We start from the raw sequence: 10,612 nt of genomic DNA, 5'->3' as shown, positions 1-10,612 counted from the left end.
GGTTTGACTCACCGGGGACCCACCCCCTCCCCCCCCCCCCCCCCCCCGGGGGGGGGGGGGGGGGGGCGGCCCCGCCGCCCAAGGGGGCTAGGGGGTAGGGGCGGCGCCGCCGCCCAAGGAGGCGGAGGCGTACCGGCCCCGGCGCCCGAGGGGGCGGGGCAATGGGTGGGGGTGGGCCCGCCGCCCGACGAAGCGGGGGTGTAGCGGGCCCGCCGCTCAAGGGGGCGGGGATGGAGGTCTGTGCAGGAGGGGGTTTGGGGGATGATGGGGGATTGTTGCAGGTCAGTGTGGTGCGTGGAGATCTTGGAGGCTTCGTGGTGAGCAGGATTCATCAGCCGATGGAGAGTGACGAGTTCGACTTCATCCTGGCGCGGGCGGGAGACCGCCCCGTGCTCGCGTACTTCTTCGGGACGTGGCCCAAGGCCATCTCCGCATGCAAGGAGATGGACGGTGTCGTACGGAACATCGCCGAGGAATATGGCAAGAGGCTGATCGTCGTAAGGGCCGACATGGCTCGGTGCCCACTGCCCACCCAGCGCTTCGGCGTGGCCTCCGCCCCCACCTTCGTGCTGATCCGCAGCGGCGAAGGAGTGGCCGCCCACGAAGGCCCGCTCGACCGTGCCCGTTTCGAGGAGTTTCTTGACGCCTCGCTCTGAAGCGTCTCCGGCAGGGACAACTCCCCTTCTCTGCCAGAGGTCTTGACAACCCTATTGGTCTGGACCAGATTGCTGCACCAACGGTGGCCACCGTATCCCCGCCCCCACCCCACACCTCTCTCCCCGGAGGCTCCCCGTGGACCGCCAGCAAGCGCCCGCCAGGCCCGCCAGACACGCCCTCCGACCGCGCCGCCGCCGCGCCGTCATCTCCGCCGCGCTGACGGCCGGCACCCTCGTCGCGGTCGGCGTCGCCACCGCGCCCGTCGCCCAGGCCGCCGACCTCAACGTCGCCAAGAACGCCGGGTTCGAGTCCGGACTCGCCAACTGGACCTGTACGGCCGGGAGTTCCGTCACCACCCCCACCCACGGTGGTGCCGCCGCGCTCAAGGCGACCCCCGCCGGCCAGGACAACGCCCGGTGTTCGCAGTCCGTCGCCGTGAAGCCCGGCGCGACCTACACGCTCTCCGCCTGGACCCAGGGCAGCTACGCCTACCTCGGCGCGAGCGGCACCGGCACCACCGACGTCTCCACCTGGTCGCCCGGCTCGACGGAGTGGAAGCAGCTCACCACCACCTTCAAGGCCGGTCCCAACACCAAGTCCGTCACCGTCTACACCCACGGCTGGTACGGCCAGGCCGCCTACTTCGTGGACGACGTCTCCGTCTTCGGCCCCGACGGAGGCGGCGGCACCGACCCCGAGCCCGGCATCCCCGCCGCCCCCACCGGCCTCACCGTCGGCAGCCCCACCTCCTCCTCGCTCGCCCTGTCCTGGTCCGGAGTCACCGGCGCCACCTCGTACCACGTCTACCGAGGGGGTACGAAGGTGCAGACGGTGAACGGCACCTCGGCGACCGTGACAGGGCTGGCCGCCGACACCTCGTACGACTTCCAGGTCACCGCGGCGAACGCGGCCGGCGAATCCGCCAAGTCGGCGACCGTCAGCGGGCGCACCTCGAAGGGCGGCACGGGACCCGGCCCCAACCCCAACGTCCCCAAGCACGCCCTGACCGGCTACTGGCAGAACTTCAACAACGGCGCGACCGTCCAGAAGCTGCGCGACGTCCAGGCCCAGTACGACATCATCGCCGTCTCCTTCGCCGACTCCACCACCACGCCCGGCCAGATCGTCTTCAACCTCGACCCGGCCGTGGGCTATACCAATGTCGCCGACTTCAAGGCGGACATCGCCGCGAAGAAGACGGCCGGCAAGTCGGTGATCATCTCGGTCGGCGGCGAGAAGGGCAACGTCACCATCAACAGTGACGCCTCCGCCACCGCCTTCGCCGACAGCGCGTACCAGCTCATGCAGGAGTACGGCTTCAACGGCATCGACATCGACCTGGAACACGGCATCAACTCGACGTACCTGACGAAGGCCCTGCGCCAGCTGTCCGCCAAGGCGGGCCCGAACATGGTCCTGACCATGGCCCCGCAGACCATCGACATGCAGTCGACCGGCACCGAGTACTTCAAGACGGCACTCGCCGTGAAGGACATCCTCACGGTCGTCAACATGCAGTACTACAACAGCGGTTCGATGCTCGGCTGCAACGGCCAGGTCTACAGCCAGGGCTCGGTCGACTTCCTCACCGCGCTCGCCTGCATCCAGCTGGAGGGCGGCCTCGACGCCTCCCAGGTCGGCATCGGAGTCCCGGCCTCGACCCGGGGCGCGGGCAGCGGCTACGTGTCGCCCGCCATCGTCAACAACGCCCTCGACTGCCTCACCAAGGGCACCGGCTGCGGCAACTTCAAGCCCACCAAGACCTACCCGGCGCTGCGCGGCGCGATGACCTGGTCCACCAACTGGGACGCGACGGCGGGCAACGCCTGGTCCAACGCGGTCGGACCGCACGTCCACGGCCTTCCGTAACCCGTACGTCCACGGGCTTCCGCAGCCCACCCCCGAGTCACCCGGCCCGCGCGGGAGCTGTCCCCCCGCGCGGGCCGGGCTTTTTGCTGCACCGGCTATCTGCCCGCGCTGCTGCTGCCCCTGGGAGGGCCCGGGAGTGGCTCCGCTACGGCTTGCACGCCTCGGCGATCGACAGGCTGTTCTCGTACAGGTGGTGCCGGGTCACCCGGCCGTCCACGACCGTGAGGTGCAGGGCGAACGGGCCCTCGAAGGACTTCCCCGTCGCCCGTACGGTGCCCGAGAGGTGGCCCATCAGCACGGCGTCGGTACCGTCGACGAGGAAGGTGTCGACGGAGGCGCGCGTGTCCTCAGGGACGGTGTAGTCCGCCAACTCCGCGCCCTGGGCGGCGCATTCGGCGCCCGTGGTGCGGGGGCGGATCCACGGAACGCCCGGGTTGTCGGCGAGCAGCCAGTCCACCTCGTCGGCGAAGATCTCGATGAGCCGCTCGGTGTCCGAGGCCAGCCGGGCCTTCAGGAACTCGCCCACCACGGCCCGGGTGGCCTCGGCGGTGGAAGCGGGGGTGGTGTCGGAAGTCGCGGAAGTAGTGGAGTTGACGGACATGAGGCTCTCCTCGTGGCTGCGGCTCGACCCCGATGGGTGCTCCCGCCGGTGCACCTGATCCTGCCGGAGGGGCGGGGAGAGATCGATTACCCGAGGAGTAATGGACCGATCAGGATTCGAGAAGCACCGGTGCAGGTGCCCCAACTAGTTTGAGGGACATGGAAAACAACATCGCATCCGTCACCCTTGAGGTGGCCGACAACGCAGCCGCCGACCGCTTCCCGACCACCGCATTCGGCCTCGGTACGCAGGTCCGGCTGCGGGCCACCGACGCCCCCAGCACCGGCTTCCGGGGGTTCGCCCTGGCACTCACCGTGCCCGAGCCCGTCGACGTCGACAGCCTGATGGGCACCGCCGTCGACGCCGGTGCCACCGTCCTCAAGCCCGCCACCAAGTCCCTCTGGGGATACGGAGGTTGTCTGCGCGCCCCCGACGGGACCATCTGGAAGGTCGCCACCTCCGCGAAGAAGAGCACCGGCCCCGCCACCCGCCGCATCGACGACCTCGTACTCCTCATCGGCGTCGCGGACATGGCCGAGAGCAAGCGGTTCTACGTGTCCCAGGGGCTCGCCGTCGCGAGGAGCTTCGGCAGCAGGTACGTCGAGTTCGAGGCGGGAGCCAAGCAGCCGTCCGAGGACGGGCCCGGCCCGGTCAAGCTGGCCCTGTACCGGCACCGCGCCCTCGCCAAGGAGGTCGGAGTCACGCCCGAGGGCACCGGCTCGCACCGCATCGTCCTCGGCAGCAGGGCCGGGGGCTTCACCGACCCGGACGGTTTCGTCTGGGAGGCGGCAACCACGGCAACCACGGAGGCCACGGCGGCCACTGAGGCCACGGAAGAGAAGGCCGCCGCAGCAAAGTAGTTGAGGGCCCATCAGGCGGCCGGTGCGTGCGCACCGGATGATTGACTACGCCGCATGGACCCTGCACCCACCAGAGGCGGCACACCCCCGCTCGACCCGGAACTCGCCGAGGCCCTGGGGGACACGGAGCGCGAGCCGCTCACCCCGCAGAACCTGGCCGCACGCCAGGCCAGGGACGCCGCCGTCCGACCCCGGCCGACGGTCGACAAGCTCCGGGACGGCGGTCGATTCGAGGTGACGGAGCTACGGGTCCCGGGCCCGTCCGGCGCCCCGGACGTCACCCTCGTCAGCGCGCGGCCCGCCGGGCTCACCGGCCCGCTGCCCCTGCTGTACTACCTGCACGGCGGCGGAATGATCTCCGGCAACGCCTGGTCCGTGCTCCCGCGCGTGCTTCGCGACTGGGCACTCCCGCTGGGACTGGCGGTCGTCTCCACCGAGTACCGGCTCGCACCGGCGACGCGCTACCCCGGCGCGCTGGAGGACTGTTACGCGGGTCTCACCTGGGCATCCGCGCACGCGGCCGAGCTCGGCGTCGACCCGGAGCGCATCGTCATCGGCGGCAAGAGCGCCGGTGGCGGACTCGCGGCGGCACTCGCGCTGCTCACCCGCGACCGGGGCGGGCCGGCCCCGATCGGCCAACTACTGCTGTGCCCCATGCTCGACGACCGGGGCGACACCTACTCCAGCCACCGGATGTCCGCCACCGACACACTGGACCGCACCTCCAACTCCACCGCATGGCAGGCCTACTTGGGCGACCTGTACGGAACCGACGACCTGCCCGTCTACGCGGCACCCGCCCGCGCCACCGACCTGTCGGGGCTGCCCCCGGCGTACCTCGACGTCGGCTCGGTCGAGACGATGCGGGACGAGGCGGTGGCGTACGCCGACACGCTCTGGCGCTGCGGCGGCCGGGCCGAACTGCACGTATGGCCCGGGGCGTTCCACGGCTTCGACACCTTCGCCCCGGGGGCCGCGCTGAGCGGGGACGCCACGGAGGCCCGTACCCGCTGGCTGAGAAGGATCCTCGCGCGAGCCGCATGACCGCCTGCGGATACGAGTAGGGCCCGACCACAATTGGCCGGGCCCTACTCACACCCACCCCGTACGGGGTTTCTCACGGGACTCGCTACGCATGACGAATGCCGAACGTGCTCACTCACTGTCGGCAAGCAGCCGGTACAGGGCCTTGCGGGTGTCGGTGAGGATCTGGGCCGCCTTGGCCTTCTCCTCGTCCGTGCCCACCTCGGCGACCTGGCGCGCGGCGGTGGCGATCTGTTCGATGCCGTCGCGCAGCACCTTGTGCACCGGCGGGACGCCTGCGGTGATCTGCTCCCAGGGGCGGTTGTCCGCCCCGGCGGCGGCTGCCTCGCGGCCCGCCTCGGTGAGGGTCAGCAGGCGCTTGCCGCTGGAGTCGTCGGCGGTGACCAGGCCCTCGTCCTGCAGCAACTGCAGTGCGGGGTAAAGGGATCCGGGGCTGGGGCGCCATACGCCGCCGGTCCGGGACTCCAGCTCCTGGATCATCTCGTAACCGTGCATCGGCCGTTCGGCCAGCAGGGCCAGGGCCGCCGCGCGGACGTCACCGCGCCGCGCCCGCCCACGACCGGAACCACGGGGACCACCGCCGCGCATACCGCGCGGTCCGCCGCCCATTCCGTGATGGGGACCCCTGCCGCGCCACTCACCGGGGCGTCCGGGGCCCTCCGGGAATCCCGCGCCGGGCGCGAATCCGCCACGGCTGTCGGGTGCTCCCCGGAAGCGTCGATGTCCCTCGGGACCGAACTCTTGGTTTCGCTGTGTGCTGTTCATGATCGAACTCCTTCGATGTGGTTCTTCCGATCTTTCGGATGGGTGCCGGCTCCTTAACCGACACTCGTAAAGATATATCGGTAACCATCTAGATGCAACAGGTTGGCTCGAAGAAATTTCGACAGCCGCAAGGTGCTTCCTCGGTCACGGTGCGTTGCCGGTGGCCGGACGGTACGCCCGCCGTGCTGAAGCTCAGTCCGGACCGGGATCTGCTGGTCGAGCAGGGCGGCATGCTGGGGTGGTTCGCCGCCTCCGGCCGGGTGCCCGCCGTGCTCGGCAGGCGGTTGTCCGAGCGCGCGATCGGGGCGCGTATCGATGCCACCTCGTGGAACCGGGCCGTCCAGCGGTGCGAGCGACTGCTGGACACGCAGACCACGACCGTGCTGCTCCACGGCGACCTGCACCTGGGCAACGTGCTCGACGGCGGTGCCGGGCGCGGTCTGATGGCCATCGATCCGAAAGCGTGCGTGGGCGATCCGTGCTTCGACGCCGTGGACTACGTCCTGGTCGGCGCAGGGCTGGAGGGCGTCGGAACCCGCTGTGCGCGCGTGGCGGAGGCGTGCGGGCTCGACGGCGAGCGGCTCCACGACTGGAGCCGGGCGATCGCTCCGTTCGCGGCCGTCGCCCGCCTCGGCAGCGGCGAAGGTGAAGGGCCCGCGATCGACGAACTGCTCGCACTGACCCGGTGAGTGCGGCCCGACTTTTCTGCCGATTTGCAGGACGCGGCGGAATACCTGACGAAAGCTGTCGTCAATGGTTGCGATGCTCCCCTCGAAGCGCACGAACCGAGCGCGACGAACCAATCGAAGCGAGTGGAGCCGACGTGGCAATTCAACGAACCGCCGTCAACCCGGTGACCTGGTCCACGGAACTGGGCTTCAACCAGGGCGAACTCGTCTCCGGGCAGACCCGGACCCTGTACGTCTCCGGTCAGACCGCCATGGACGCCGACGGCAAGCCCCAGCACGAAGGCGACATGGCAGGGCAGTTGGCGCTGAGCATCGACAATCTGGAGGCCGTGCTCGCCGAGGCCGGCATGTCCCTCGCGAACCTCGTCAGGCTCAACGTCTACACGACCGACGTCGACCAGCTCTTCCCGCACTACGGAGTACTGGCGGGCCGCCTGGGCGCCGCCGGGGTCGCGCCGGCCTCGACGATGCTCGGGGTGGCGCGGCTGGCGGTCCCCGGCCAGCTGGTCGAGCTGGAGGGAACCGCCGTCGCGTGACCTGACCCCCGACGCCCCTGCCGATCGGTCTGCCTGGGCAGGGGCGACGGGGGATCCGCACGCGCGCGTGCCGCGCACTTTCGCCGGAGCTACCCGAACGTCGTCAACGGGTGCCCTTCGTCGTCGGACCGTACCCGCCGCAGCGACCGCGCGAATCAAGCCGTACTACGGGTGCTCCCCGTCGCGCTCGCTTCGCGCAGCCACTGGCTCAGCACCGTGAAGTCCCGTTCCCCCAGGCCGAGTTGAGAGTCCACCCGGTGGAGCAGTGCCCGCCCCGGGTGGTGCCTGGCCACCCACGTGCGGTCCAGGTCCGTGATCTCGTCGTCGACCCACACGAACGGCCGTCCCGCCGCCAAGTCGACCAGCGCACGGGTCTTCCAGTGCACCAGGTCGCCGTCGTCCTGCCCCGGCCACTCCGGCAGTTCCGCCACCCGTAGTTCGGGCAGGCCGAGCAGGGGTGCGATGACGGTGTTCGCGTCGTGCATCCAGGCGGTGGCCCAGACGATCTCGCACGGCAGCGCGAGCAGGCGCGGGCCGAGGGTGCGGTCGATCGTCGCCAGATGCGGATTGGCGGGCTGCTGCCAGTCGCCCCAGTCTTCGAGGGTCGACGGCAGCCGGGCTCCGCCGAAGGGCAGGAGCGTTCCGTCGACGTCCAGGAACAGCAGCGGGCGCTCCCCGTGAGTACTCATGGCGGAAGCCTAAGTGGATCAAGGGGACCAAGAGGTAGAACGCAGGAGGCAGTTGGGGTCCGCGTGGCCTCAGCGGCTCCGTAAAGGCCTTGCGGCACCGCACCGGGTGCGGACAATCGGTGCGTGCCACACATCCTCTCCTTCCCCGAAGCCGACACCCCGCCCGAGCTGCGTACGCAGGTACGGGAGCTCCAGGAACAGGCCTGGCCCTCCCCGCCAGGAGAGGCAACACCGCCCGACGCCCCCGTGCACGACCCCGCGCTGCGGCCGGTGTCGATGCTGCTCGTCGACGACGGGGACGGTGACAGCGACGACGGCGGTACGGTGCTGGCAGCCCTGGACATCCTGACCAAGGAGCTCACCCACGCGGGCACCGTCCACACCGCCGGCGGACTCAGCACCGTGGTGACCCGGCGCGCGGCCAGAGGGCGCGGGTACGGCGGGCGGCTGGTGGTCGCGGCGCGCGAAGCCATGCGCGCGCAAGGGCTTGACCTGGGGATCTTCACCTGCGACCGCCCGTTGCGGACGTTCTACGAGAACGCGGGCTGGCAGGTGCTCCCCGGCACCGTGCTCATCGGCGGCACGCCCCGGCACCCCTTCCCCAGCGACCGGCCCGGCTTCGACAAGGTCACCCTGGCGGCCTTCTTCACACCCACCGCCCGGCGGGCCGGGGCCGCCTTCCGCAACAGTCGCGTCGAGCTCCACCCCGGGGAGATCGACAAGCTCTGGTGACCCTCCCGTACCCCTCCCGACCGGCAGCGGCGGCGTAGCCTCGAACCATGGAAGTCTGGCCGGGGCAGGCATATCCGCTGGGTGCGACGTACGACGGTGCGGGAACCAACTTCGCGGTCTTCTCCGAGGCCGCCGAACGCATCGAGCTGTGCCTGCTGCACGACGACGGCTCCGAGACGGACGTCGAACTGCGCGAGGCCGACGCGTTCGTACGGCACGCCTATCTGCCCGGCATCGTGCCGGGCCAGCGCTACGGCTTCCGTGTGCACGGGCCGTACGAGCCCCAGAGGGGGCACTGGTGCAACCCGGCCAAGCTGCTCCTCGACCCGTACGCGAAGGCGATCGCGGGCTCGCTCTCCTGGGACCGGGCGCTCTACGGCTACGACCCCGCCGCCCCGCCGCCCACCCGCAGGAACGACTTGGACAGCGCCCCCTTCACGATGGCGGCGGTGGTCGTCAACCCCTACTTCGACTGGGGCGACGACCGGCCCCCGCGCACCGAGTACCACCGCACGGTGCTCTACGAGGCCCACGTCAAGGGCCTGACGATGCTGCACCCGGAACTGCCCGACGAACTGCGCGGCACCTACGCGGGGCTCGCGCACCCGGCGGTCGTTTCGCACCTGGTGGAGCTCGGCGTCACGGCGGTGGAGCTGATGCCCGTCCAGCAGTTCGTGCCGGACCAGTGGCTGGTGGAGTCCGGGCTCACCGAGTACTGGGGCTACAACACCATCGGATTCTTCGCCCCGCACAACGCCTACGCGGCTCGCGGGGACCGGGGCGAGCAGGTGACCGAGTTCAAGCAACTGGTGCGGGCCCTGCACCGGGAGGGCATCGAGGTGATCCTCGACGTCGCCTACAGCCACTCCGGGGAAGGCGGCATGCTGGGCCCCACCCTGTCGTTCCGGGGCCTGGACAACGCCTCGTACTACCGGCTGCGGGACGGCGACCCCCGGCTCTACATTGACACCACGGGCGCGGGCAACAGCCTCCTCATGCGCAGCCCGCACACCCTCCAGATGATCCTGGACTCGCTGCGTTACTGGGTGACCGAGATGCACGTCGACGGGTTCCGCTTCGACCAGGCGGCCACCCTCGCGCGGACCTTCCACGACGTGGACCGGCTGTCGTCGTTCTTCGGCCTCGTCCAGCAGGACCCCGTGGTCAGCCAGGTCAAACTGATCGCCGAGCCCTGGGACATCGGACAGAGCGGCTACATGGTCGGCCGGTTCCCGCCGCTGTGGACCGAGTGGAACGTCCGCTACCGGCAGACCGTACGGGACTTCTGGCGCGGGGCCTCCGTCCCTCTCCACGAACTCAAGGACCGGCTCACCGGATCCCCCGACCTCTACCAGGACGACGGCCGCCGCCCCCTGGCCTCCATCAACCTGATCACCTGTCACGACGGCTTCACACTGCGCGACCTCGTCTCGTACGACACCCGGCACAACGAGGCCAACGGCGACGACAACTGGGACGGCGACAGCGACAACCGCTCCTGGAACTGCGGTACGGAGGGCGAGACCGACGACCAGGAGGTGCTGGACCTACGGGCCCGCCAGCAGCGCAACTTCCTCGCCACCCTGCTCCTCTCCCAGGGCGTACCCCTCCTGGCGCACGGCGACGAGCTGGGACGCACCCAGTACGGGAACAACCACGCCTACTGCCAGGACAACGAAGTGACCTGGACGCGCTGGCCCGAACCCGGCGAAGAAGGTGAACTCTGGGCTTTCACAAAAAAGTTGGTCCAGTTGCGGCACGACCACCCGGTGTTCAGACGGCGCCGCTTCCTGCGCGGCAGGCCGGTCAGGGGCAGTCGCGGTGAGCTGCCGGACGTGGCCTGGTACGCCCCGGACGGAAGTGAACTGGGGGAGAGCTGGGCCGAGCCGGTCGGGGCACTGACGATGTTCCTCAACGGGGAGGCGATCAACGAGCCCACGGAACGCGGTCAGCGCCAGTCGGACGACTCCTTCGCGTTGATGTTCAACTCCGCTCCCGGGGAAGGGGAGTTCCTCGTCCCGGCGGGACACGGCGGCGACTGGGAGACCGTCGTGGACACCGGCCGGGACCCGGACACCGGCTCGCCGCCGATCCGAGTGCGTGCGGGTTGGCGGCTTCTGCTCAAGGGGCACTCACTGCGGGTGCTCCGGCAGCCCTCGTGATCCTCAAG

General features: G+C 70.2%; 10 protein-coding genes and 1 pseudogene. 8 read left to right on the top strand and 3 right to left on the bottom strand.

All coding sequences use genetic code 11. The features are described 5' to 3' along the window. Positions 1-338 precede the first annotated feature (338 nt). Complete coding sequence (locus ACZ5PB_RS23030) at positions 339-656, top strand: thioredoxin family protein (RefSeq protein ID WP_468693583.1); 318 nt, start codon at positions 339-341, stop codon at positions 654-656. Positions 657-792: 136 nt separating this feature from the next. Then, positions 793-2,526, top strand: a complete 1,734-nt coding sequence (locus tag ACZ5PB_RS23025; protein WP_468693582.1) for a chitinase — start codon at positions 793-795, stop codon at positions 2,524-2,526. 145 nt (positions 2,527-2,671) lie between these two features. Here ACZ5PB_RS23025 and ACZ5PB_RS23020 read toward each other — a convergent pair whose 3' ends face one another. After that, on the bottom strand, positions 2,672-3,127 hold the full coding sequence (locus ACZ5PB_RS23020) for a nuclear transport factor 2 family protein (RefSeq protein WP_468693581.1): 456 nt from the start codon (positions 3,125-3,127) through the stop codon (positions 2,672-2,674). A gap of 158 nt (positions 3,128-3,285) precedes the next feature. Here ACZ5PB_RS23020 and ACZ5PB_RS23015 point away from each other — a divergent pair, with 158 nt between their 5' ends. Together ACZ5PB_RS23015 and ACZ5PB_RS23010 are read left to right on the top strand one after the other, a co-directional pair. Then, positions 3,286-3,987 carry a glyoxalase gene (locus ACZ5PB_RS23015; RefSeq protein WP_468693580.1) on the top strand — a complete coding sequence of 234 codons (702 nt, stop codon included), beginning with the start codon at positions 3,286-3,288 and terminating at the stop codon, positions 3,985-3,987. Between the two features lie 54 nt (positions 3,988-4,041). Then, positions 4,042-5,031, top strand: coding sequence for an alpha/beta hydrolase (locus ACZ5PB_RS23010; protein WP_468693579.1), 990 nt, complete (start codon positions 4,042-4,044; stop codon positions 5,029-5,031). Between the two features lie 111 nt (positions 5,032-5,142). Here ACZ5PB_RS23010 and ACZ5PB_RS23005 read toward each other — a convergent pair whose 3' ends face one another. Next, on the bottom strand, positions 5,143-5,796 hold the full coding sequence (locus tag ACZ5PB_RS23005; RefSeq protein WP_468693578.1) for a PadR family transcriptional regulator: 654 nt from the start codon (positions 5,794-5,796) through the stop codon (positions 5,143-5,145). Positions 5,797-5,921: 125 nt separating this feature from the next. Here ACZ5PB_RS23005 and ACZ5PB_RS23000 point away from each other — a divergent pair. Continuing rightward, positions 5,922-6,485: pseudogene (locus ACZ5PB_RS23000) on the top strand (aminoglycoside phosphotransferase family protein); the annotation flags it as partial. 140 nt (positions 6,486-6,625) lie between these two features. Further along, positions 6,626-7,021 carry a RidA family protein gene (locus ACZ5PB_RS22995; protein ID WP_468693604.1) on the top strand — a complete coding sequence of 132 codons (396 nt, stop codon included), beginning with the start codon at positions 6,626-6,628 and terminating at the stop codon, positions 7,019-7,021. A gap of 155 nt (positions 7,022-7,176) precedes the next feature. Here the strand turns inward: ACZ5PB_RS22995 and ACZ5PB_RS22990 are convergent, their stop codons facing one another. After that, positions 7,177-7,710 (bottom strand): HAD domain-containing protein, encoded by a 534-nt coding sequence (locus tag ACZ5PB_RS22990; RefSeq protein WP_468693577.1) that lies wholly within the window; start codon positions 7,708-7,710, stop codon positions 7,177-7,179. A gap of 123 nt (positions 7,711-7,833) precedes the next feature. Between ACZ5PB_RS22990 and ACZ5PB_RS22985 the strand changes: the two genes are divergently transcribed. Beyond that, positions 7,834-8,442 (top strand): GNAT family N-acetyltransferase, encoded by a 609-nt coding sequence (locus tag ACZ5PB_RS22985; protein ID WP_468693576.1) that lies wholly within the window; start codon positions 7,834-7,836, stop codon positions 8,440-8,442. Positions 8,443-8,489: 47 nt separating this feature from the next. Beyond that, complete coding sequence (gene glgX / locus ACZ5PB_RS22980; RefSeq protein WP_468693575.1) at positions 8,490-10,604, top strand: glycogen debranching protein GlgX; 2,115 nt, start codon at positions 8,490-8,492, stop codon at positions 10,602-10,604. Positions 10,605-10,612: the final 8 nt, after the last annotated feature.

This window comes from Streptomyces sp. NPDC032721, assembly GCF_055579625.1.
This window is presented reverse-complemented; position numbering and strand designations above follow the sequence as displayed.